The organism is Acinetobacter sp. Marseille-Q1618 (assembly GCF_902809855.1).
Lineage (GTDB): Bacteria > Pseudomonadota > Gammaproteobacteria > Pseudomonadales > Moraxellaceae > Acinetobacter.
Genome location: NZ_CADDWJ010000001.1, coordinates 1,085,921 through 1,110,290 on the forward strand (window position 1 = coordinate 1,085,921; position 24,370 = coordinate 1,110,290).

At 36.1% G+C, this 24,370-nt stretch carries 27 protein-coding genes; 4 read left to right on the forward strand and 23 right to left on the reverse strand.

Annotated elements, in window-relative coordinates; all coding sequences use genetic code 11:
* Window positions 1-8 precede the first annotated feature (8 nt).
* From HUS24_RS05110 to HUS24_RS05150, 9 genes are all read right to left on the reverse strand, one after another.
* Window positions 9-1,070, reverse strand: coding sequence for a sensor histidine kinase (locus HUS24_RS05110; protein ID WP_173911001.1), 1,062 nt, complete (start codon window positions 1,068-1,070; stop codon window positions 9-11).
* A gap of 108 nt (window positions 1,071-1,178) precedes the next feature.
* Window positions 1,179-1,907, reverse strand: coding sequence for an MgtC/SapB family protein (locus HUS24_RS05115; RefSeq protein ID WP_173911002.1), 729 nt, complete (start codon window positions 1,905-1,907; stop codon window positions 1,179-1,181).
* A 117-nt stretch (window positions 1,908-2,024) separates the two neighbouring features.
* On the reverse strand, window positions 2,025-3,155 hold the full coding sequence (locus tag HUS24_RS05120; RefSeq protein ID WP_173911003.1) for a porin: 1,131 nt from the start codon (window positions 3,153-3,155) through the stop codon (window positions 2,025-2,027).
* Window positions 3,156-3,330: 175 nt separating this feature from the next.
* Window positions 3,331-4,239 carry a CorA family divalent cation transporter gene (locus tag HUS24_RS05125; RefSeq protein WP_173911004.1) on the reverse strand — a complete coding sequence of 303 codons (909 nt, stop codon included), beginning with the start codon at window positions 4,237-4,239 and terminating at the stop codon, window positions 3,331-3,333.
* Window positions 4,236-5,174, reverse strand: a complete 939-nt coding sequence (locus HUS24_RS05130; protein ID WP_173911005.1) for a CorA family divalent cation transporter — start codon at window positions 5,172-5,174, stop codon at window positions 4,236-4,238. The genes HUS24_RS05125 and HUS24_RS05130 overlap by 4 nt, the downstream gene beginning before the upstream one ends.
* Entirely contained in the window at window positions 5,171-5,470 is a 300-nt protein-coding gene (locus HUS24_RS05135) for a hypothetical protein (protein ID WP_173911006.1), read from the reverse strand. Before HUS24_RS05135 ends, HUS24_RS05130 begins: the two co-directional genes overlap by 4 nt.
* Before the next feature lie 30 nt (window positions 5,471-5,500).
* Window positions 5,501-6,418 (reverse strand): CorA family divalent cation transporter, encoded by a 918-nt coding sequence (locus HUS24_RS05140; RefSeq protein ID WP_173911007.1) that lies wholly within the window; start codon window positions 6,416-6,418, stop codon window positions 5,501-5,503.
* A 55-nt stretch (window positions 6,419-6,473) separates the two neighbouring features.
* Window positions 6,474-6,746, reverse strand: coding sequence for a hypothetical protein (locus HUS24_RS05145; protein WP_173911008.1), 273 nt, complete (start codon window positions 6,744-6,746; stop codon window positions 6,474-6,476).
* Window positions 6,747-6,871: 125 nt separating this feature from the next.
* Window positions 6,872-7,159: a hypothetical protein gene (locus tag HUS24_RS05150; RefSeq protein WP_173911009.1), complete on the reverse strand. Its 288-nt coding sequence runs from the start codon at window positions 7,157-7,159 to the stop codon at window positions 6,872-6,874.
* A gap of 1,809 nt (window positions 7,160-8,968) precedes the next feature.
* Between HUS24_RS05150 and fdxA the strand changes: the two genes are divergently transcribed.
* The 3 genes from fdxA (at window position 8,969) to HUS24_RS05165 (ending at window position 10,997) form a co-directional block, all read left to right on the forward strand.
* Entirely contained in the window at window positions 8,969-9,292 is a 324-nt protein-coding gene (gene fdxA / locus HUS24_RS05155; protein ID WP_054582200.1) for a ferredoxin FdxA, read from the forward strand.
* 134 nt (window positions 9,293-9,426) lie between these two features.
* On the forward strand, window positions 9,427-10,149 hold the full coding sequence (locus HUS24_RS05160; RefSeq protein ID WP_173911010.1) for a D-Ala-D-Ala carboxypeptidase family metallohydrolase: 723 nt from the start codon (window positions 9,427-9,429) through the stop codon (window positions 10,147-10,149).
* Between the two features lie 182 nt (window positions 10,150-10,331).
* Window positions 10,332-10,997: an O-methyltransferase gene (locus HUS24_RS05165; protein ID WP_173911011.1), complete on the forward strand. Its 666-nt coding sequence runs from the start codon at window positions 10,332-10,334 to the stop codon at window positions 10,995-10,997.
* A 324-nt stretch (window positions 10,998-11,321) separates the two neighbouring features.
* On the opposite strand, the gene HUS24_RS05170 is transcribed toward HUS24_RS05165, so the two are convergent.
* The 11 genes from HUS24_RS05170 to HUS24_RS05220 all read right to left on the reverse strand — a co-directional run bounded on the left by HUS24_RS05170 (window position 11,322) and on the right by HUS24_RS05220 (window position 19,641).
* Window positions 11,322-12,164, reverse strand: coding sequence for a universal stress protein (locus HUS24_RS05170; RefSeq protein ID WP_173911012.1), 843 nt, complete (start codon window positions 12,162-12,164; stop codon window positions 11,322-11,324).
* A gap of 132 nt (window positions 12,165-12,296) precedes the next feature.
* On the reverse strand, window positions 12,297-12,911 hold the full coding sequence (locus HUS24_RS05175; RefSeq protein WP_173911013.1) for an acyltransferase: 615 nt from the start codon (window positions 12,909-12,911) through the stop codon (window positions 12,297-12,299).
* Window positions 12,904-13,500 carry a YigZ family protein gene (locus HUS24_RS05180; RefSeq protein ID WP_173911014.1) on the reverse strand — a complete coding sequence of 199 codons (597 nt, stop codon included), beginning with the start codon at window positions 13,498-13,500 and terminating at the stop codon, window positions 12,904-12,906. Before HUS24_RS05180 ends, HUS24_RS05175 begins: the two co-directional genes overlap by 8 nt.
* A 132-nt stretch (window positions 13,501-13,632) precedes the next feature.
* Window positions 13,633-14,379: an LPS export ABC transporter ATP-binding protein gene (lptB, locus tag HUS24_RS05185; protein WP_173911015.1), complete on the reverse strand. Its 747-nt coding sequence runs from the start codon at window positions 14,377-14,379 to the stop codon at window positions 13,633-13,635.
* On the reverse strand, window positions 14,379-14,945 hold the full coding sequence (gene lptA / locus HUS24_RS05190; RefSeq protein ID WP_173911016.1) for a lipopolysaccharide transport periplasmic protein LptA: 567 nt from the start codon (window positions 14,943-14,945) through the stop codon (window positions 14,379-14,381). Before lptA ends, lptB begins: the two co-directional genes overlap by 1 nt.
* Window positions 14,932-15,477 carry an LPS export ABC transporter periplasmic protein LptC gene (lptC, locus tag HUS24_RS05195; RefSeq protein ID WP_173911017.1) on the reverse strand — a complete coding sequence of 182 codons (546 nt, stop codon included), beginning with the start codon at window positions 15,475-15,477 and terminating at the stop codon, window positions 14,932-14,934. The genes lptA and lptC overlap by 14 nt, the downstream gene beginning before the upstream one ends.
* Window positions 15,478-15,520: 43 nt before the next feature.
* Window positions 15,521-16,060: an HAD family hydrolase gene (locus HUS24_RS05200; RefSeq protein ID WP_173911018.1), complete on the reverse strand. Its 540-nt coding sequence runs from the start codon at window positions 16,058-16,060 to the stop codon at window positions 15,521-15,523.
* 3 nt (window positions 16,061-16,063) lie between these two features.
* On the reverse strand, window positions 16,064-17,041 hold the full coding sequence (locus HUS24_RS05205; RefSeq protein ID WP_173911019.1) for an SIS domain-containing protein: 978 nt from the start codon (window positions 17,039-17,041) through the stop codon (window positions 16,064-16,066).
* Window positions 17,042-17,245: 204 nt separating this feature from the next.
* Window positions 17,246-18,010 (reverse strand): hypothetical protein, encoded by a 765-nt coding sequence (locus HUS24_RS05210; RefSeq protein WP_173911020.1) that lies wholly within the window; start codon window positions 18,008-18,010, stop codon window positions 17,246-17,248.
* 19 nt (window positions 18,011-18,029) lie between these two features.
* Window positions 18,030-18,893, reverse strand: coding sequence for a hypothetical protein (locus tag HUS24_RS05215; protein WP_173911021.1), 864 nt, complete (start codon window positions 18,891-18,893; stop codon window positions 18,030-18,032).
* A gap of 19 nt (window positions 18,894-18,912) precedes the next feature.
* Window positions 18,913-19,641: a hypothetical protein gene (locus HUS24_RS05220; RefSeq protein WP_173911022.1), complete on the reverse strand. Its 729-nt coding sequence runs from the start codon at window positions 19,639-19,641 to the stop codon at window positions 18,913-18,915.
* A gap of 185 nt (window positions 19,642-19,826) precedes the next feature.
* On the opposite strand from HUS24_RS05220, the gene cysS reads away from it, so the two are divergent.
* Window positions 19,827-21,248: a cysteine--tRNA ligase gene (gene cysS / locus HUS24_RS05225; RefSeq protein ID WP_173911023.1), complete on the forward strand. Its 1,422-nt coding sequence runs from the start codon at window positions 19,827-19,829 to the stop codon at window positions 21,246-21,248.
* Between the two features lie 59 nt (window positions 21,249-21,307).
* On the opposite strand, the gene HUS24_RS05230 is transcribed toward cysS, so the two are convergent.
* The 3 genes from HUS24_RS05230 to HUS24_RS05240 all read right to left on the reverse strand — a co-directional run bounded on the left by HUS24_RS05230 (window position 21,308) and on the right by HUS24_RS05240 (window position 24,360).
* Window positions 21,308-21,433: a YHYH domain-containing protein gene (locus tag HUS24_RS05230; RefSeq protein WP_173911024.1), complete on the reverse strand. Its 126-nt coding sequence runs from the start codon at window positions 21,431-21,433 to the stop codon at window positions 21,308-21,310.
* Between the two features lie 139 nt (window positions 21,434-21,572).
* Window positions 21,573-23,072 carry a succinate CoA transferase gene (locus HUS24_RS05235; RefSeq protein ID WP_173911025.1) on the reverse strand — a complete coding sequence of 500 codons (1,500 nt, stop codon included), beginning with the start codon at window positions 23,070-23,072 and terminating at the stop codon, window positions 21,573-21,575.
* A gap of 112 nt (window positions 23,073-23,184) precedes the next feature.
* Entirely contained in the window at window positions 23,185-24,360 is a 1,176-nt protein-coding gene (locus tag HUS24_RS05240; protein ID WP_173911403.1) for a thiolase family protein, read from the reverse strand.
* Window positions 24,361-24,370: the final 10 nt, after the last annotated feature.

Consider the following 24,370-nt stretch of genomic DNA (forward strand, 5'->3'; position numbering starts at 1 on the left):
CACCGACTCTATCTCTCTTTTGCAGCAGGAATATCAAAACTAAAAATTGCACCGCCTTTTGGATTCGCTTTAAAATTTAAATGCCCATGATTTGCTTCAATAATCGTTAAACAAATACTTAAACCAATTCCGATTCCTTCCTCTTTACTACTCCAAAAAGTTTCAAAAATATGTTGTCTTTGCTCTGGTTCTACGCCATGTCCATTATCTACGATTGAAAATACGATTTTGTCCGTTTGTTGGTTAGAATATAGCTCAATTTGGCGTTGGGCGATTGGGTTATTTTTCAACGCATCTATCGCATTCGTAATTAAATTATGAATCACTTGCTGAATTTGAATCTCATCTGCATAGGCATAAATTTTAGTTTGACTGAGTTGATCATTTAACCTGATTTTATTTTTTTCTAAGTCATTTAAAGATAATGTCAATATCTCGTGAACTGCTTGATTAAAATCAAAATGCGTCAATTCAGGTTGCTTGGCTTTGGTTAAACGATGAACTCGGCGAATAATATGACTAATTCTTTGGCTATCATGGTCAATTCGTTGGATGGCTTTTAATGCTCGATCTGTATTTGGTGGATTTTGCTCTAACCATAACTGAGCAGAATGGCTACTTGTTCGGATCGCTGTTAACGGTTGATTAATCTCATGTACGATCGACTCTGTCGTTCCTTCTAAACTTTTAATGCGCGAAATACGAATCAAGCGTGCCTGAAACTCATTTGCTAAAGTCGTGACTTGGGCTTTTTTAATCATCAGAGAAGTCAATAACATCATCGATAAGATACTAATCAGCATATTAATAATCCCGATTTTGTAATTTCCAAAAGGCGTCAGTAACATACTGATGATGGTTAAAAAAACACATAACCCAAAAATATAAATAAGTCTCTTTTTAGAGGCTTGATGACCGACCAAGTAAATGACAATGTTGTAAAATACCGATATTGCGATGTCATAATCTGTGGTTGTATCACAAATAAAAATAATCAATACGATTAAAAGAAAAGTGAAATATCCAAGCCCCTTATTGAGTTGAGTTTTGTTAAAAACTAACATTTTCATAGATTAGAATTGATTTAATAAACAAGAAAAATCAAGCATTTTAAAACCCCTTGTCACTGATATTGATGATCAATTCAGTATAATCTTTAGACACATCTTAAGCAAAGCTCATTCATCTTTGGCATTCCAAAATGCCTGTTTAACCCCTTCAAAAGTTTCTGCCATATCTACAATTCGATCAATTTCATGGGCTAACACAGCCGTTGCAAACAAAGTAAATTCCATTTCGACGTCACCTCGACCAAAAGTATGATCCGTTACTTTTCGTGCTGGATAAGTAGAATGTTCCAATAAATCGATCATTTTTTCTCGTATTTCGGATTTATGATTTTCTGTACAAATCACATAAATCATATAGCTTGCTTCGCCCGTTTCTTCTCGATACGGTAAGCGATTAATTTGATTCACAACGGGACGTAATAAGGTATTACTCGCCAATACAAATAATGCAGCAACCACTGCCTCAGCTAAAAAACCAGCGCCTGCACATGCACCGACTGCACCTGTTCCCCATAAAGTTGCCGCTGTATTTAAGCCTGAAATATTCGCCCCTTCTTTCATGATGGCGCCTGCACCTAAAAAGCCAATTCCAGAAATGACATAAGCAACAATATGTATAGGCGTCTGCGTTCCGCCCATTTCTTGATAAATTCTGACACCCAATGATACAAAAATTGCAGCACCTACAGCGACCAATGTATTGGTACGTAAACCTGCTGTTCGTTGTCGAATTTGTCTTTCAAATCCAATGATCATGCCCAAAATAAATGCCGACATAATATGAATAAAGTTAATCAACAACATATTCCAGCTGCTTAAATGGATAAACTCTTGCATAAGCTAACTCTTTAATTTCTATATTTTTAATTTAAAAAACAATACGATTGAACTTGCTTTTATTTAGATTTGGCTTAGATCAAGCAAACCTAAATCTCTCAAATACAAAGGCTGTGCTTAAAAGTCATAATTCAGCCCTAAGGCGAAGCGATTCAGATGCGTTCGGTTTTTAGAAAAAACATGGTCAATATCGTAGTTTTTTGCATGTGCTAAAGAGGAATATAGTTTTAATTGTTCAGATATCGGATAGAGATAACCCACCGACATGATTTTTGGTTCGTGATAGTGATTTGATTTGTCTGAAAATTTTAGATTGGCAGATGAATAGTGTAGTTGCATTTCTCCTTGAAACAGAGGCAATGCCGTTGCGATATAAAAAGCATCGAACTTCCCATCATTAATAAACTCATCTGCGCCTAGCCCAATGTTTAAATCAGGTTGCTGCATACCATTTAAACCGACAAAACCATTTTTTTGTCGACTCCAAGCCAAAGCGATTTGTACTTGCTCAGGCAACTCATATTTCATTCCCAACTGTAATGCTTGAGGCGTTATTTTTTGATTTATATGGCTTTTAAAGTGATCAAGTTTTTCATAACCTGCTGTCAGTAGCAGTGTATCTAAAGCGTACTGCGTTGCAAAACTATACATTTTATGTGGAGATTGTTGCTCTGAAGCAGCTATATCAGGACTGTAACTGAATGCAGCAGAAAAATGATAGATTTCAGGACTAAACCAACTGACTTGGTGGGCAACTTGATAATTATCTGCTGCACGCAATAGCGCCCCCATGCCAAAATCTTTCCAAGCAGCGATTTCAATATTGGAAATATAATGCTGTGCAGCGGTATATTGGCGCCCCATACGTAATTCACCATAATCATGATGCTTTATGCCTAACCATGCAGCTTGATTAAAATGATGTTTTTCATCAACAAACTGCCCTTCTGTTAAATCAATAGCACTTTCAAGCTTGGCATTTACAATAAAATCATGGTCAAGTTGCGTCTGTAGCGCTACGCCAATAATAGAATCTGTTAAACCGCCACTTATCAGTTTAAATTGATTGGCTTGCTCATTTCCCCACGTCAAAGCAGCATCAAATGTGGCATAAATATCTAATGTATTGTTTTCATTCAGTTGAAAATGCTGCGCATGGCTAAAATTTGAAAATATAACCAAAGAGAAAGGAAGTTTTAATTTTAAAATTTGTTTTAAATATGAAGGATTTTGGACTATTTTCATCATGACTTTCTCGAACATTTTGATGATGCAGAAGAAAGCTTGCCTATTTTAAATTTGCAAAAGCTCCTCCTCATCAAAAATTATTGATAATGGTTGCTGCTTATGTTTTGGTTTAACGCCCACAAGATTGGAGTATTCCCACCTGATAGGCTGAATTTGATTGTCGTCTTCCATTTTTCTACCTTAAAGACCCTGCGTTTTTGACCATCCAGATCGGAATAGCTGTAAGCAATAATACGGTGATTAATTGGACGGGCATGGTACCATTCCAAGATAACTCAGGCATAACCCTAAAGTTTTGACCATACCAATTAATCAATGCCACACCCGGAATAAATGCCGCCCATAACACCGAAAAGACTTTGGTGATATTGAGATTGCTTCGAGATACACATTCGCCTGCCACACTCCAATGAAAACGTTGTCGTTCAATTAAAAATTGAATACGTCTTTTGGTTGCCTCTATTTCACTCATTAAATCTTCTACATAATGCATATCTAATTGTGAGCGTTGTAAAACTTGATATTTTAATTGACGCGTTGCCAGTTCTAAATCATTCACTGTATTCAAAACATGCCCAAGTAAGGAACTCAACTGATTTAAATCCGTATCAACCCGTGAAAGATCTTCAACGCCTGCGGCATATTGATTGTTCGGGTTTAACTGAAAATTGCGAATAAAAGTAACATTTTCAGAAACATTTTGATCAATATAATCAATAATATGAATCGCTTGACCTAAAAGCTGATTTAAAAATACAAAGGCAATGCTGTGAGAGCTGTCCAAATGAAGCTGTTGAAATTGCATTCTTTCTAAAGCTTGTGCAGGACGAATCACTCGATATTTGTTTTCAACGGTATAAATAGGCTGTGCATCTTCAGCGACATACCACAGTAAATCGGTCAGCAAAATCTTTTGATTTTCGATTCGGACACAACGGATACACAAGGTTTTGTTATTTTGCGCAAAATTTTTAGGCTTAAAATCTATCGCAAACTGTTGCTTTAGATAAATAAAGTCTTCCATTTCTTGCGCTGATAAACGCTGCCAAAATGTTAAACATTTGATTGCATCGAGTACATTCATCTCATCCATCCTTTATATTTGATATACAACAAAGGAACCAAAGAGAAAAAACCTGTTAGCAACATCACAATCCATTCACCATATTGCAAAGTCAGCTCTGGCATATATGCAAAGTTTTGCCCATAAAATGCCGTAATTAAAGTTGGTGGTGTAAACACTGCTGTAACCACAGTAAATACTTTAACAACCTGATTTTGCTTAATATCCATCGTGGTCATGAGTGACTGTTGTAGATTGCGTATTTTGTCATGTTGAAATAAAGCATAACGTTTCAGGCTATGGATATCTGAAATCAATAGCGAAATATGCGCATGCAAAGACGTTTGCTTTGACATACGTCTTAACCAACGGCTCGCCCGAGCCAGCATTAACTGACCTTCTATTGTTTTTGCAACCAATTCTTCTGCTTCACCCAACGCAATTGCAGTGTCCGCAATGTCAGCGACCCCTGCTTGGCTTTTAGAAAATTCAAAACCACCACTTGCCAATGCAACCAGTTCACTTCTTTCATCCAGTTGTAATGAAATTTCTCGTATCGCAATATGGGTGGTTTCATTTAAAGATTGCAAAATATGAAACAATAATTGCCCTGTGTGTAGCTCTAACACATTTTCTAAGTGTTCATTCAGTTTATGTTGAGCATGATCGAGTGGATCTGTGTATTGCATATCCTCTAAACTAATTAAAATATTTTGATTAAAGGCAAAAACAATTCTGGTTTCAACATAATGCTCTGCATATAAAACCACCAGCTCTATCGGAATAATAAAAAAGCCATTTTCTTCAATCACTGCACGATTCATCTGATCGCTAATATTGATGTTATATTGCTTTTGCAATGCCTGAATAAGATCAACTTGCTGATGATGTAAACGAATCCATGGTTGATTTTTTAGCGAAAATTGCGCTATTTTTTGTTGAATATCTAGATTCATGCTCTTTTTTCCTCAGCAACACTGACTGGCGTTAGCTCCACTGTGTTTTTAGCACTGGCATATAAGTGCAAACCTGCAAAACTCCCCAAAATAAGTGCATAGAGAATCACCACAGCAATCATGATTTCTTTCTCAATCTGCGCAGTACGTGGACGACTTGATCTGGCATGCTCAATGGCATTTTTACGCTGAATCGCAGACTGATTAACATCATCTAAAGTTAAATCTTTATTCCAAACCAGACCGTGATTGTGACTAATATCTACAACATTTTTATCATGTATATTTTTTGACATTTTCAGTTCCTCATTTTGCTATCTTCAGATTTAACGCAACCAGCCACGCTGTTTGACGTACAACAGAGGTAAAAAAGCCAAACTAATTGTTAAAATAATGGTAATCGGTTCAGCATATTGCAGCTCTAAAGCAGGCATTACCTCAAAGTTCATACTGTAATACGTTGAAATTAACATCGCTGGCAAAAACACTGCAGTGATCACAGAAAAGACTTTAACAATCTGATTTTGTTTAACATTAAGCGCCATATTATTTGAGCTATGCAACAATCTGACACGATTATGAACAAAGCTCACATGCTCCTCTACCGCTTCAATATCCTCAATTAAAGTCAGATATATGCGATTAAGATCACTTTGATCTTTAGGAATACGTGCTTGCACATGTCTTGCCACTAAAGTTAATTGCAATTGGCTTTCAATACAGTCTGAAAGTAGCTCTTCAATTATGGCTAAATCAGCTTGAGTTGTAACAACATCACTTGCCCCAAAATCTCGATCTTTACTTTCTAAACTGTTCAATACCGAACTTGTTGAAACCAAAACCTTTCCTAAATCATCATTAATACTGTCAAGTAATTGGTCTGAAGAATCATTAATCGATTGCAAGATTGTAGCGAAAGTCTCTAAAACAGACTTAACTTCTTGATTCTGACTTAATTTCGATACGATATGATCAAATAGCTGTGGCGCCTGATCTGGCTCTAAAGAGATGATGCAATCTTTTGCAACTACGAAAATCACCCGAAATGCTTGATGTTTACTGTGTTGCTGACTTAAAAACTTGATTGGATAATAACTCAGCTCACCATCTTGGTTTAAGTTATGGTGTATTGCTTTCTCAATATCGACACCTAAGTTTTTCTTAAGCGATTTAAGCATGTGGCTTTCAGAAATTTTGACCCGTAGCCAGTTAAACTTTTGATCATTCTTGTCATATTTATACATAAAAACCTCTATAATTTTTAATCACTTAATTTCAAATTTATAAGTGTGGATGAAATTAATTATTCTTAAAGAGACTATGTGAGCCTGAAGTTGAAGAAGTTTTGGTTTCAAGATGGCTATTACCAAAATGTAAAGCCGTCACCACACAAACCAATATTCCCCAACTACTCCCTAACATGACAAAAGATAGTTTTTCATAATTCGACCATTTTTTTGAAATCGTTGCAGCTTGAGTAGGTTTGATTTGTGCAATAGGACGTTGCCAAATATGCTCTGCTAAATGTTTTTGCACGATTTGATCTGTTTGATTCAATTCAGTTTTCCACATGAGCTTTATCCTATAAAAATTAGATATGTCTATAACTTTCGAAGCGTGATACGCTTTAATTTCGAACACTTCTCTATACTCATCGCGTGTATATGATGAAGACTCTTAACTCTTTAGTTTTTAAATCAGTGAGATGGGTTCACCAATAACTGAATCATATTTTGATCAAGCAATAACAAACGCTGATAGGCATCGGAAGACAGCCCATTTAAAAGATTGTTGCGTTCGGAGACAGAAAGCATGGTTAAGACATCTGCGATAATTCGACTCGATAACCCTGATAAAGCATGTGCAAAATGGCGACTACCATGTGACTTTAATAAATTTTTTAGATGTTCTGAGCGGCGGCTCATGACTGCATTACGAATTGCATATTGCAAAACTTCTTGAGATTTTCTTTTAAATAACAACATGTGAATCTCCTTGGAACATTCCTCCACAAGTAGATTTACATGCTTAAATTGCAGCAAATTTGGAAGGAATATTTAGGCGTTAATCTTATATAAACAGCGTGTATTTTGTAGACAAGCTCTACAACTCGGTTCAGGATCCATATTTCTCACCTTTCAAGTTAACAATTAGGAGGAATAAACGTATATTTCAATTCATCCCAAAATCAAAATTTCAAACATAATTAAAACTTGCCGCATTTTCTATTGTCATGGCTTCATATGCAATTATTCCTTGGCATAGAAAGAATATACTCAAGTATATAAAAACAACTTAACTATTTATTTTGATTAAAATTATTTAAAAAAATATCATAACAACTAAGTGAGTTTCATAAAAAACTACCACATCGTAAAAGTTTTTTATGTGCATTTCAAAGCTACAAATTATAATGATAATGTGGTTTTAATGATGTTTGGAAACAAGCAAGGAATGAAGGTGCTTTTTGATAAAACTTCAAGAATTTATATTAGATAAATTTTAATAAAAAATAAATGATACCAATAGCTTAAGTTTAATAATAATTTCACTATAAAATATCTGGTATAAAAAAACCTGTATCCAATGGGTAAGATACAGGTGTAAACTTAATATAACATTTAATTATAATAACATTAACATTTAAAAAATAAAACATGATAAAAATTAAATAATTACAATTCCATAATTTATTTATGGAATTATCTAATAAGCTCGTACCTACATATCAGTAAAATTTATCATAAATATAAATTAACCTTATAAAACAATAGCTTAATTAATGCTCATTTTTATTTTTTATAATTATATAACAAATACTTATGTTTACATTTTATTATAATGTCGTATGCTATATGGAACAATAAAAACAACCTCGGTGATTGTTGTTCATCTACAAACTCTTTAAACAGGGAGTTTGTAGATTTTTATTTTACATTAGTAAAACTTTCAACTTATTGATTTTTATAAATTTATAAACAATAGATCAAATTCCAAGATTTAGACTACTATTTATTTAAAAAATAAATCAAAGCAATGATGGCAAGAACAACAATTAATAGTTGTAAAATCAATAAAATCATTTGTATTCTCTAAGATTAATTTTTTAGCTTTTCTACCCTAGTGGTAAAATCTACAAAACCGATAAAAAAATACATTTAAAAACAAGAGTAATACTTGACTAAAACATATTTTATTTCTTAAAAAAACATAAATAATTCAATCTACTGCCCTATTCAGACATAAAAAATCTATCCAACTTATAAATAAAGTAAAAAACAACAATAAAACTAGATATTTCAAAGCTTTTCTCATATTTTTTTCATTCTTTTTTTTTAACAATAGGTCAAATTAATATACCAGCTCATATCTTGCTAAAAAATATAAAAATACTCTATCAAAGAAAAACTTTAGAAAAAAATTCTAGTATCAAAATAAACCTAGAAAATATTTATTTTATAAATTAAACAGAAAAATATGTATAAAAAACACACGATTGAATATAAAACAAATAATTGATTAAAAAATTTTTAGTAGATTATTTGTTGAAAATTCTGTATAAGTAAATTGCAGCAAAGTTACTTTAAGTTATTGTTTTCTATCATTTCTATATGATCTATTTTTGTACTGCATCTTGCGTATGATGACAAAAACATTTGTTTATATATCAATTAATTAGCTTTATTTCACTCTTACACATAACAAATATCAATAAAAGCAATTGTTAGTTGTCCCCATTTTTGCCTAAAATACAACATTATTAATTAGAACCATATTTTTAGGTAGCTGACGCCATGACCTTTGTTGTCACTGAAAATTGTATTAAGTGTAAATATCAAGACTGCGTAGAAGTATGCCCAGTAGACTGCTTCTATGAAGGACCTAACTTTCTCGTGATCAATCCAGATGAGTGCATTGACTGTGCCCTTTGTGAGCCAGAATGTCCTGCAAATGCAATCTTCTCTGAAGATGAGCTACCAGAAGGTCAAGAAGTCTTTATTGAACTCAATGCAGACCTTTCACAAAAATGGCCGAACATCACACAAATTGGTGATCAACCTGAAGATCGTGAAGAATGGAATGGCAAACCAGATAAATTGCAATATTTAGAAAAATAATCCATAAAAAGATCAGCTAAGCTGATCTTTTTTATAATTCCAACTAAAATTGTACATTTGTTTGCAATTTATACAGATTATCTCCTCACTATTGGCATAAAATAGTGGATTAATTCACAAGTACACTTATTAGAATGAAAGATATTTTGAAGGGCTTATTAGCCATCAGCATAGTTCCAATGATGATGACCGGATGTACATCCACCCCTCAAAAAGGTCAAACCATTGGAACGCCTACACCAAGCCAACGTATTTATATTCCACAAGAAAAAGTGGTGATTCAACATACTGCACCACAAAAAACCATGCCTGCATCCTATCGTTATTGGTTAATGCAAGGTGACAATCAGGCACGTGCCCGTGAATATGAACGTTATTTAGAGCAAAATAACGTAGGAAATATCATTCCTAGCTTCGAATTATTCCGAACTGCGCGGGATTGGCAAAAATGTGGCCGTGAAGAATACATGATCCCAAGTCGCGAGGTATGGTCAAACCAAATCGCAACTTTACGTGTGTTTAAATATTTAGTTGCCAGTAAAGTTTTAACTGATTTTGAAGTAACCTCGGTTTATCGAGACTTACCACTTAATCAATGTGCGGGTGGCGCAGGTTCTTCACGTCATTTATTTAACTCTGCGATCGACTTTCGAATTGGGCCAGCCTACCCACAAGCACAAGATTACGCATTTATTGAAAATACCAAATTTAAACTGTGCCAATTTTGGTCGCAATATGGTCAAAACTTCAATATGGGCTTAGGTTTGTACGCTTCTGGTCAGATTCATATTGATACACAAGGTTATCGTACTTGGGGGCCCGACCACAGTCGCAATAGTTCAATGTGTAATTTCTAATTTTTCATTTGAGAATAAAACATTTGCACGTAAATATAGAGGTCAATTGACCTCTTTTTTATATTCTGATGTTGAAAAATTTAAATCTGTATCGAAATAGACCAACGAGAATTGCACTCTGCGCTCAAAAGTTTAAAATGCAGCTAATTCAAAATTAGCCAATCTTATTTAGGTGAAATCATATGCAACAAATGTGGTCAGACATCGATGCTTATATCGAATCACATTTAATTCCAGAAGATCCAATTCTCACGCAAACTTTAAAACATACTGATGAGCGAGGCTTTCCTGATCATTTAGCGGTTGCACCCAATCAAGGTATGCTATTACAAATGCTCATTCAAATGAACCAATGTAAACGTGTTTTAGAATTAGGAACTTTTGCAGCATATAGCACCATGTGGTTGGCACGCGCGTTACCTGAAGATGGCTATATTCTAACAATTGAAGGACGAGACACACATGCTGCTTTAGCGCAGGAAAATATCGACAATGCCAAGTTACCACAAACCATTGATCTGAAAGTAGGACGCGCCGCTGATATTTTAAAAGCTTTGCCGAAGGATACAGCAGCATTTGACTTTATTTTTGTAGATGCAGATAAACAAAGTTATCCTGAATATTTAGAATTAAGCTTAAATTTATCACATTCAGGGACGATCATTGTATTGGACAATGTCATTCGTGCAGGCGATATTTTAGACCCAGAAAATATAAAACCAAGTATTCAAGGCATTCGTGACATGTATAAAGCCATGCAAAATCACCCAAAGATTTTGTCATGCACTGCCCTACAAACTGTGGGAAGTAAAGGTCATGATGGTTTCGCTATTGCCATTGTGAAGTAATCGTTTTTTCATATTAATAATCACTTTATTTGAATTACGGAATGATCTGTATAAAACTATGATCTAAATTGTTCGTTTTAAAATGAGTTATCCACTAAACTTGTTTGTAGATTTGTGGATAACTCATTTATAACTAAATAAGTAAATGAAAATAAATAAATATTTTTAAAAGATCAATTTTCATACAATTTAAACAACCTAAAAAACATTGATAAATATTTTTAAAAAATCAAGTTTATTGGTCATATTTTTTTATTTCAGACAAAAAAATACCATAATTACATTTCAATCATGGTATTTTTTAAATCTAAGCTTTAGGTGCTTCTATTTCACGACTAACAGCGGTACATTTGCACTTCGGAAAATACTGGTGGTCACACTTCCTAAGAAAAATTGATGAATTTTACTATGACTAAATGCACCTAAAACGATGAGTTGAATCTGATGTTGGTTTTGATAGTCTAAAATATTGTCAGCAACATCACCGTAACGATATTCAATTACCACATCTAAACCAGCCTCTTTCAGACGATTGGCAGGTTCATTTAAGATTTCAGGATGATCTCCTACATATAATAAATGGCATTGTAACTGGCGCAACAAATCACTTTTAGCGACACGCTCTAACATTTTTTGGCAAGTTTCAGAATATTCATATGCAAAAATAAAACGTGTCGGTGCTTTGAAAGTTTCACCTACAGTTAATACTGTACATTTTGCACCACGAATAAAGTTTTCAACGTTGCTACCGATTGTTTTATTTTTCTCAGCCGAGCGCTCCCCAACTCGACCAATAACCACAAAATCATCTTCTCTCAGCACATTAAAGCTTTGCTCTAAGAAATCACCTTTTTCTTGTATATGTGATGGCGTAATGCCATATTTTTGCTGAATCATTTCAGAAATATGTTTGAGCAAATTATTACTATAATCTAGTGCAAGATCACTTTGTTTCTGTTCTAGTTCTGCTAACTCTTTAAGCAACATGGCATTACTTTCAAAACCAATTACCCCACTAATCTCCCCCAAATGGTAACTCGCAGGATAATAATCCAGTACTTGTAGCAGCACTAACTCACGATTGGTTTTTTGTGCAATCCAAGCAGCAGCTTCAGCCAAAGCATTAATACAAGGTGAAGAATCAATACATGCAATTACGCGTTTCATAGTTGCCTCTCTCTGGCATTGCAGCCCTAGGTCTATTTCTTATAAATAAAAGTATCATAACTTTTTTATAGATTGGGCGTGATCATGTAATTAATTTCATTAAAATACAATGAAATTGTACAAAATGTTAATTTAATCACGGTATCGGATAAAACGAGCAGGATTTCCCGCCACGATTTCTCTTTCAGCAACATTTTTAGTGACCATACTATGCATTCCAACCACAGCGTGAGCGGCAATGCAAACCCCATCCTTGACACCAACATGCGCCCCGAGCCAGACATCTTTCCCAATTTCAATACCTTTAGAAGTGACAGCTTGTTGATAAATCGGTAAATTTAAATCCATACCATGATCAAAAGCATATAAATGACAGTACGCTGCGATACGCACTTGATCATGTAGTTTAATTCCTGAACGCCCACCATCTAAAATACAATGATGATTAATTGCTACTTCATTGCCAATGTCTAAAGGGCCATGCAAAGTGCAATCTGCTGCAATAAAAGTATTATCTCCAATTTTTATGGTACGCCCTGGTTCAGCAAAAATATGTGCGAATGGCGAAATAAAGCAGTTTTTACCAATTTCAACAGTTTCCATTTCCATTAAATACTGCTGATATTCTTGTTGCCACTGCTCTGCCCAAACACGATGTTTTGGTTTAAGCGAATAATACAACCAAGGCATATAATTTAAACGATGCTTATGCTGCTCTCGATATTTTAATAAACGATCCTCAGTCATTTTGCTCATCCATGACTTTTAAAGTTTCTCGCCCACGTGTGACATGTTGAATTTTTTCTGCCAAAGGCGTTATTTGATGTAGTTGTAAACGTGCAGAAACCATAACACCTTCTGCATTATAGTGTTCAATAAATTCAATATTATGTTGATTCAATTCATATTGGAAAATTGACCATTCACTAAACAAGCATTGGAATTGCACATCTTTCTTTTCAATCAGCTCAATCTTTTCAGCCAAGAGTAGACATTGCCCAGCACAACCACCGTAGGCACGCACCAAACCGCCTGTACCGAGTTTAATACCACCATACCAACGATTTACCAGCACAATGGTATTGGTCAATTCATTGCCTTCTATGGTTGCTAAAATCGGACGTCCTGCCGTTCCTGAAGGTTCACCATCATCATTAAAGCGAACATTGTGTCCTATTTTCCATGCCCAACACTGATGTGTAGTAGAAACATCCAAATGTTTTTCGAGAAAATCTTTAACATCCTGTTCACTCTCAACAGGTGCAGCAATGGCTTGAAAACGACTTTTTTTAATGTCTTCTTCATAAAAAACTTCGGTTGCAAGGGTAAATGGCATAAATTTAAAATTTTAAAGCGTCAATCAGCCTACAGTATAGCGTGTTTTATTTTTAAATCAGTATTCGATAGGTATAAGAATTTAAATAAAAAAAGAGAGCTTAGTGCTCTCTTAAATTATAAAAATGAGTGCTTAAACAATAAAATCATCACCCAAATACACTTTACGTACCGTTTCATTTGCCAATACTTCTTCTGGGGTACCTTCTGCAATCACCGCACCTTCACTGACAATATAAGCATGTTCACAAATCGCCAATGTTTCACGCACGTTATGATCTGTAATAAGTACACCGATACCACGATCTTTCAACTGACGAATAATGTTTTTAATATCCTCAACAGAAATCGGGTCAACCCCTGCAAAAGGTTCATCGAGCAACATAAATTTAGGGTCAGCTGCCAAAGCACGGGCAATTTCTGCACGGCGACGTTCACCACCTGAAACACTCATACCCAAAGAATCTTTAATATGCGTGATTTTAAAATCTTCCAACAATTCTTTTAGTCGCTGTTGGCGTTGTTGTTTATTTAAATCGTCACGGGTTTCCAAGATCGCCATGATATTTTCAGCAATAGTTAATTTTCTGAAAATAGAGGCTTCTTGTGGTAAGTAACCAATGCCTTTTCGGGCACGTTGGTGCATGGCTAAGTCAGAAATATCTTCATTGTCTAAATGGATTTCGCCTTTATCCATGCGTACTAAGCCAACCACCATATAGAAACTGGTGGTTTTTCCCGCACCATTGGGGCCAAGCAGTCCAACAATTTGACCACTTTGCATACTAAATGAAACGTCTTTGACCACCCAACGTTTGCTATATACTTTTGCCAGATGCTTGATACATAAGGTTTGTGGTTGGTTGAATGCTTCACTCATTAATCACGTGCCCCTGGGAAAGTTTTGCTGGCATTTGGTGGAATAATAATTTGCACACGACCTTTGGATGTTCCTGTTGAACTCGCTCCACCATCCGCTTCGATGTCACCTTTATTCATGCTGTATTTTAAGGTACCGCTACGAATACTTGCACCATCTTGATTTAAATAAGCATTACCAATCAGGTTAATAATTCCAGTTTCAGCGTTATATATGATTTTTTGCGCTTGACCACGTGCTATGCCTTTTGCTGCATCAACTTGTTGCTCAAATTTTGCAGGTGAACCAGTCGCAGTAATGGTACTGATTTGTTTGTTTTTATTAAGCTGAGCGACAATTGACGCAGCTTGTAGCTTCATCGTCCCTTGCTCGATCACGACATTACCTGAATAAGTCGTCACCCCAGTTTTATCATTATAAGTTGCTCGATCTGCCAACAATGAAATCGGTTGATTACGGTCAGACGGCAATGCAAATGACGCAGCGGAAACACAAAGTAAACCAGCGAGCCACAAAGATTGTTTTAGGAAAGTTTGTGGTTGGGATAAAAATTTAGTTCGGTACATACTTTCCTCGAATATGTGAAAATTCGTATTCACCTGTGTTTAAATCTGCATTTAAACCTTGGCTAATAAATGATGCATTTGGTGCTGTTACAGTGACTTCATGCGTTGTTTCTAACACTCGGCGTTTAGGATAACCTGTTAATTCATCCGTTAAAAACACCATTTCTCCTTGCTCACCCATTTTTGTCGCTTTGACTTGTCCTGTCAAAACTACTTTTTGGTTATCCTCATAACCATTGGCTTGTTTGGCATAAAATGTTGAATTGACCTGATTATTTTCATACATTGAGGCATTCAAATTGGTCACTTTTGAAGTTTGTTTGCGCAAATCTTGTTCGAGATGATCAACTGTCGCACGTAAATGTAAATTACCCTTTTCATCAGTTTGTACCACATGGATACCTTCAGCAGAATAGGTCATGCTCTGGGCAGAATTCGCATCCAGTTTTTTACCTTTTCCGCTGTAATAGTAATAACCACCACTCACTGCTGCAATGAGCACTGCGGTGACATACAAAACTTTAGTATCCATAAATACTCATCAACATACTGAATTTAAATACAGGACTTCACTATTAATGTGGGATTGAAATGAATTTTTCAAGGAGTTCTTGGTAAACGCCTTTAGACATCAGTAACATATCGCACACTTCACGTACTGCACCACGTCCGCCCATCGCCTGAGTAACTAAGTCTGCACGACGACGCACTTCGACATGACCATTCGGTACCGTCACTTTCATGCCTGCAATGGCAAATGCAGACAGATCAGGCCAGTCATCCCCCATGTACAAACAATCTTCAGGATCAATATTCAACTGAGCGCAGGCTTGTTTCAATGCCACACCTTTGTCTTCACGCCCTTGATAGACTAAGTCTACACCTAAATCTGACATGCGTTTTTCAACAATATTACTTTTACGGCCTGTAATGATAATGACTTTAATGCCCGCTTGTTGCACCAATTTCATACCAAGACCATCACGAATATCAAACGATTTAATTTCATCACCTGAATTGGTCATCGTGACAAAACCATCACTTAAAATTCCATCCACATCTAAAACCAACGCTTCAATATGACGTGCCTGTTCCAATAAAACATAAGAAGCCATGCTTTAGTTTACTCCCGCTTGGATTAAATCATGCATACTAATCACACCAATTACTTTATGTGCATCATCCACCACGACAAATTGGGTGATTTTCTTTTCATTCATTTTTTCTAAAGCTTCAACTGCACGTGCTTCTTGAGAAATGGTCAATGGATTTTTTATCATCACTTCGGATATCGCCAAATTCACATCAAAACCTTGCTGTTTATCAATCAAACGACGTAAATCACCATCAGTAAAAATACCCAACAAAATATCATTTTCATCAACAACAGTGGTTAAACCTAAACGTTTATTGGAAATTTCATACAATACTTTATTCATTGGGGTATCTGGTGAAACTTTTGGTAGCTCTTCGCCTGTATGCATCAAATGTTTGACATGTAATAACAATCGCTTACCTAAAGCACCCGCAGGATGAGATCGAGCGAAATCATCCGAGGTAAAGCCACGTGCTTCAAGTAGCGCCACTGCTAACGCATCGCCTAAAGCTAAAGTTGCTGTGGTACTTGATGTCGGTGCCAGACCAAGTGGACAGGCTTCTTGAATGTCCCCCAAAGTCAAAGCCACATCTGCATTTTGTGGCATTGGTCCTTTATCATGACCGCTAATGGTAATTAAAGGTACACCAACGTGTTTAATTAAAGGCATCAGCATCATGATTTCATCGCTTTTGCCTGAATAGGAAATCGCAATCAATACGTCACCTTTGACCAACATACCAAGATCACCATGCCCTGCTTCACCAGGATGCATAAAGAATGATGGCGTTCCTGTCGAAGCAAAAGTTGCTGCCATTTTACGTCCGATATGTCCTGATTTTCCCATGCCTGTGACCACAAGACGTCCTTTACACTGCAAGATAATTTCACAGGCTTGGCTAAAGCGTTCATCAATTTGTGATGCTAAAACGTGTAAAGCATGCTCTTCAACGCTTAAGGTTTCGAGTGCAACTTTTTGAAAATCAATCTGATTCGGCATATTTGTAGGATTCAAAGTCGATTTACCTGATCTTTGCAGAGAGGATCACTCGCTGCAAGCAAAAAATAATTTTGGCAATTTTATCATAGCTATGCAGCGAAGGTATTTTCTAAATGTATAATTTTCATTTTCTTAGCAATGAATGTGCATAATTTATGTAGAGAGCATCGTTTGCTCTCGTTTCATATATTTAATGATTTTGAGTTATTGATGTACCCAAAAACCATATTCATCTACGAAATAAGTATGATAATCTTCAACCTCAATATTATAAACAAAATCCTTATAAGCCTCCACACCCCAATAACCAGCATTTATAATAGAAGATATCAACTCACTATAATACAATATAGTTTTTCTATCATTTTCTCCATTTAATATAATTGTATAAGGAATTTCTGTTAAACCATCTTCCTTCATTTTCTTTATGGCGTGCCTAGATTCATAGCCTAATAATGAATAGTCATCATCACTATAAATTGCCAAAGGTTCGCCTGATCGAAAATCAATTAAATCATATGGCGTCTCCCCAACTAGGCGATTTTTATCTTCAGAATATTGAATATGCAGTGCCAGACCTTCTTCTGTTGTTGCAACCAGATATAATCCACCGATATTAAAGGGAGGTCTAGTTCTTGATGGTGTATAGGATGGATAAACAAAACCATCCCTCAATGTAAAAACTTGATGGTTCATTTCAAAATTATCTAAGCCTTCAGCGGTAATCCAACCTTCATCTTCCACCCAGAATAAGTGATTTGCAGTACAATAAACTGTCGGAAATGGCCCCATAATTGGCATTTTTTCTGCAGACTTAAATGTTTTAAGTACTCTTTTATAAGCTGTTTCTCCCTCGCCATTTTCAGGTTTAGATAAAACTAAATCACCAACTTTCAACCGTTCAATTGGTACCAGTCCTTTATCGGTACGCACCAACGTCCCTGCAACAAAACCACTATTTTTGTTCATTTTGTTTTCCTATTTTTTATTATTGATGTACCCAATAACCGTATTCACTTACAAAATACGTGTGATAATCTTCAACTTCAATATTATAAACATATTCTGAAAAAGCACCTTCAAATCGTTTTTCTATGTCCTGTAATAGCTCAACATTAATTGGATTTTCACTTAGTACATAATTACGATCATGTAAATCTAAATCAAAATCTTGTAATATTCTAGAATACTCTGCAATTTCGATATCATCTCGTCCTTTTCTTAGGACAACATACTGATCCTTTTCTTGCTCAATTGTGTCAAGATTGAATTGCTCATAACACTGATTTTTCCAATAACCCAAAAGACTGTCATTATCATCTGTTAAAATATACTGTGCAGGATATTTTCTAAAATCGATAAGTAAATATCCACCATCTTTTGCTCGATAGTCATATTTATTATTACTGAAATAAGCTACAGCAACACCTTCCGTACCAGAGCGTGCTAGATACAAACCACCTAAATTAAATACATCATGTGTGCCTTCATCTACTTCAAATACCTGTAAAGACCCTTTAATATTATTATTTAGTGGGGATTCATTTCTATGGAGATTAGATAAAGTAAAAAGACCATCTCCATCCAAATACATATCTTTAAATGGAACCCACCCTCTGCCAATCTCCCAGAATGGATGGTCATCCGTACAGAAAATATCAATCAGACCTCCCATTAATTCTTTTTTCTCAACAGATTTAAAAGTATTCACTACACGCTTATAAGCTATCTCTCCTTCGCCATTTTCAGGCAAGGATAAAACCATATCCCCAACTTTTAGTTCCTGTATTGGCACTAAACCTTTATTTGTATGTACCAATATCCCCGCAACAAAACCACTATTTTTATTCATTTTGTTTTCCAATTTTTTATTATTGATGTACCCAAATACCTCTTTCTTCAACAAAATAAGTATGATAATTATCTACTGTAAAATTATATACACGTGTTTTATAACGGTCATAAAATCCACCATGTTTATTTTGCTCAAAACATGTCATAAATCTTTGAACTACATCTAGACTTTCGTGACCTATTAATATTTTATTAATACTGTCCGACTCATCTATATCTGATTCTATACCTTGTCCATCAAAGAAATGCCCTACATTATACGCTTGTATTTTATTATCCTTAAACTCAATCACGAACTCTGGCATATGATCCCAACTCGACACTAGATAACCGATATCCTTATAAGGTGTTTCTAATACTGGCTGAGCATACATTTTTACAAGCTGACCAGATGCAGACACTTTCGCAATAGCAACTGCACTTTTTTCAAACAATTCATCTGGGCGCATCCAACCATTTACTTGTATACCATCATATTCTTGCACCCAAATAGGATATTCACCAGTGACAAAAACCACTTTTAAATCTGTCTCCCAATTTGTTGCATCACAGTTTTGGTGAAATAGCGCCCAAATTTCTTTATCTTCAGAAACAAATTTTTCTGTAACAGGTTGATATACAAAATCTCCTTCACCATTTTCAGGTAAGGATAAAACCATATCCCCAACTTTTAGTTCCTGTATTGGCACTAATCCTTTATTTGTATGTACCAATGTACCTTTAGCAAGCCCACTATTTTTATTCATTTTATTTGCCCAAGCATTTAAAGCATTCTTTTATAAAAATTTGTTATTTTGCAAAACAACTGTTATTTAAAAGTATTCATCTCAAAATGCAATCAAAAACCCATCTTTATTTTCATTTTAACTTTATGAAAAAAAATGCTTAGGTTAAGATGAAGCACCATTTTAATGAAGCATTTAGAAGACCTATGCAACCTTTTGTTCTTTACAACTCTGAGCAACGTAAAAAAGTTGAATTTGTTCCACGTAAAGAAGGACATATCGACATGTATGTATGTGGTATGACAGTTTATGATTACTGTCATATTGGACATGCCCGTGTCATGGTTGCATTTGACTACATCATTCGTTTCTTGCGCAGCCAAGGCTGGAACGTCAAATACGTTCGTAATATCACCGATATTGATGACAAGATCATTGCCCGTGCCAATGAGAATGGTGAAAGCATTACAGCACTTACAGATCGTTTTATCACGGCAATGAATGAAGATGCTGCACGTTTAGGCTGTGCTGAACCAGACGAAGCACCACGTGCAACAGATTACATCGATCAAATGCAAAATATGATCGGCACTTTGGTGAATAATGGTACAGCTTATCCATCGAACAATGGTGACGTGTATTTTGAAGTTGAAAAATTTGCCAAATATGGTCGTCTTTCAGGTCGTAAGCTAGAAGATATGCAAGCAGGCGCATCTGAACGTGTGGATGTTGAAGTAGAGAAAAAACATCCATTTGACTTTGTACTATGGAAACATGCTAAAGAAAATGAACCGTCTTGGGCTTCACCTTGGGGCAATGGTCGTCCAGGTTGGCATATTGAATGTTCTGCAATGTCGACGTGCTGCTTAGGCAATCATTTCGATATCCATGGCGGTGGTTCAGACTTAACTTTCCCACACCATGAAAATGAAATCGCCCAATCTGAAGCCTCTACAGGTGAACAATATGTAAACTATTGGATGCATGTCGGTTTCATCAATGTCGATGGCGAGAAAATGTCAAAATCTTTGGGCAATTTTTTTACTATTCGTGATGTCATGGAAAAATTCCATCCTGAAGTGATTCGTTATTTCATTGTATCATCACACTATCGTAGCCCTGTAAACTTCTCTGACTTTGCATTAAAAGAAGCAAAAAATGCGTTAACCCGTTTCTATCATGCATTTAAAGCCTATGAGCAAGTTTATGACGACAAAACTGTTGATACTCTGGAAAATGGTTTAGTTGAACGCTTTAACTCAGCGATGCGTGATGACTTTAATACATCTGAAGCGATTGCAGTTCTGTTTGAAATCATCAAAGAGTTAAATCGTGCAGTGAAAGAAGAAAATGCAGAACAATCTGCGATCTATTATTCGACTTTACGCTACCTGACAAATATTTTAGGTTTGGTACAACACGATGTCGATGACTTCTTAAAATCTGATATTGGTCAGGAAGCACTTGGTTTATCTGAAGAGCAAATTGCAGATTTAATCCAACAACGTGTCGATGCCAAAAAAGCCAAAGATTTTGCGAAGGCAGATAAAATTCGTCAGTCTTTATTAGCTCAAGGCGTGGTATTAGAAGATACACGCCAAGGCACTGTTTGGCGTCGTGCAGATTAAAGAAAACTTGTTTTCTATTCTTAATAAATTAAAAAGCAGGATTTTTCCTGCTTTTTAATTTAATGACAGTGATAATCACCAGTTTTACTATTGGTATGACAGCCTTGTGAGTTCGTCCCACCTGAATGAGCATGTGCAGCACTCACTGTTAAAATAATTAAACATAAAATGAAGAGTTTATTCAAAATAACACCTTTTAAATCAATAATATAAAAATAATAGTGTATAAATTTATTTAATTATTTCAAGTTATATTAAAAAACCGCATTCAAATATGATGCGGTTTTCTAGTTCTTAATTAAAAAATAGAAATCATTACAACCATCAAGCTGACTTCATATTTCCTGTTTCTTCAAACTGTGCATGCCAAGACAAAGCTTCACGCAATACATGTGGGGTTTGACCACCCAAAGCACATGCTCGTTCAAAATAATTCAACAAATCAGCTTTATAGCTCGGATGTGCGCAATTCTCGATAATTTTTAAAGCTCGCTCACGTGGTGCAAGTCCACGCAAATCCGCCAAACCTTGCTCAGTCACCAAAACATCAATATCATGTTCAGCATGATCACAATGACTTACCATCGGTACAACCGAAGAAATCGCTCCGCCTTTAGCAATCGACTTGGTCACAAAAATCGCTAAATGCGCATGACGCGTAAAATCTCCAGATCCCCCGATACCATTCATCATTTTTGTGCCTGTGACATGGGTTGAGTTCACATTGCCATAAATATCAAACTCAAGCGCAGTATTGATCGCAATAATGCCTAAACGACGAATAATTTCAGGATTATTAGAAAGCTCCTGCGGACGCAAAACGATTTTATCTTTATAGCGTTCAAAATTATTCATCACACGTTTGGCACATTCATCTGACAAAGTCATCGAACAGCCTGAGGCAAATTTCATTTTCCCTGAGTCAATCAACTCAAACGTACAGTCTTGTAAAACTTCTGAATACATTTCGAGATCATGAAAATTTGAATGTTCAAAACCTGCAAAAACTGCATTAGCAATCGAACCTACACCAGACTGAAGTGGTCCTAAATTTTCAGGTAAACGCCCGACTGCAACTTCATTTTCAAAAAATTGGATCAAATGTTTGGCAATCGCAAGAGTTTCATCATCTGCTTCATCCATTTTGAATGACGTATCTGGAATGTCGTTTAAAACAATCGCAGAAATTTTGCTTGGATCGACATGAATACCCACCGTACCAATAAGATCTCCTGCCTCAGTTAAAGGAATCGGTTCGCGATGTGGACGTGCTTTAGGCAGATAAATATCATGTGCGCCTTCTAGGACTGGGCTAATGGTATTGTCAATTTCAATGATGACATGCTCAGCTATTTCAATAAAATTGGCTGAGTTACCGCACGAGCCTGTTGGAATGATTTGTCCATCTTCGCTAATCGCCGTTGCCGCAATCACCGCAACATCGATTTTAGGTAAATTTTTATGACGAATATTATCTGCCAACTCTGACAAATGCTGATCGATATACATCACTTCACCATTGTTAATGGCTTTGCGTAATGTTGGATCTGCTTGATAAGGATAACGACGTGCCAAAGCATGTGCGTCATTCAGACGTCCATCAATGCGATTACCTAAACTCGCACCTGTCGCCAATGTGATTTTCATTGGATGCTTTTGTGCATAATCTGCCAAGGCAAGTGGTACCGTTTTTGCTTCTCCTGCACCACCAAAGCCACTTAAACCGACCACAGCACCATTTTGAATGAATGCAATCGCTTTTTCTACAGACATGACTTTTTCGTGCAAAGCTGCACAGCGAATACGTTCTAAACCGTTAATCATTGAAAAATCTCAAAAATACATCTAAAAATTAAAAATACAGCTTGTAAATATTCAACACCCTTGCGTACAAGGATGTTGATTCATCTTGAGTTTTAAATTTATAGAGAAACGATTAAATTAATTCAATCGCAATTGCAGTCGCTTCACCGCCACCGATACACAAAGCAGCAATGCCTTTTTTGCCACCTGTACGTTTTAAAGCATGGATCAAAGTCACGATGATACGAGAACCAGAAGAACCTAATGGATGACCGAGCGCACATGCACCACCATTGATATTGACTTTTTCACGATCTAAATTAAAACCATCAATTGCAAGCATTGCCACCATTGCAAACGCTTCATTGACTTCCCAAAGATCGACTTCTTCAGCTTTCCAACCCGTTTGTTTTAATACTTTTTCAATTGCACCTACAGGTGCAATCGTAAACTCAGATGGATGTTGTGAATTGGTCGCGTATGCAACCACTTTCGCTAATGGTTTTAAGCCACGTTGTGCTGCGATTTCTTCTGAAGTTACCACTAACGCTGATGCGCCATCTGAAATTGAACTGGCATTAGCAGCAGTAATCGTTCCGTCTTTCTTAAATGCTGGACGTAAGGTTGGAATTTTATCCACTTTGGCATTTAAAGGTTGTTCATCTTGATCAACTACAACATCGCCTTTACGTGAAGACACTGTGACTGGCACGATTTCAGCTTTGAAATAACCATTATTTACCGCTTCTACCGCTTTATTTAAAGAGCTAATGGCATAAGCATCTTGTTGTTCACGGGTATAACCTTTTTTATCTGCCATTTCTTGAGCAAGAATACCCATCGACAAACCTGTTTCCGCATCTTCCAGACCTTCTTGGAACATATGGTCAGTCACTTTGCCATGTCCCATGCGATAGCCTGCACGAGCTTTATCCAGTAAATATGGCGCATTTGACATGGACTCCATACCGCCTGCGACCACGATATTTGCAGAACCTGCTTTGATGGCATCGGCTGCTTGCATAACCGCTTTCATACCTGAACCACAGATTTTATTAATTGTGGTTGCACCTGTCGTATCAGGCAAACCTGCTTGACGCATGGCTTGACGTGCAGGACCTTGTTTTAAACCTGCTGGCAGTACACAACCGAAAATCACTTCATCAATATCAGTGGGTTGTAAACCTGCACGTGCAACAGCTTCTTTAATCGCTACTGCGCCCAAATCAGGTGCGGTACATGTCGATAATGCACCTTGAAAACCGCCCATTGCGGTACGAACTGCGTCTACAATTACAATCATTGTTATCTACCTATTC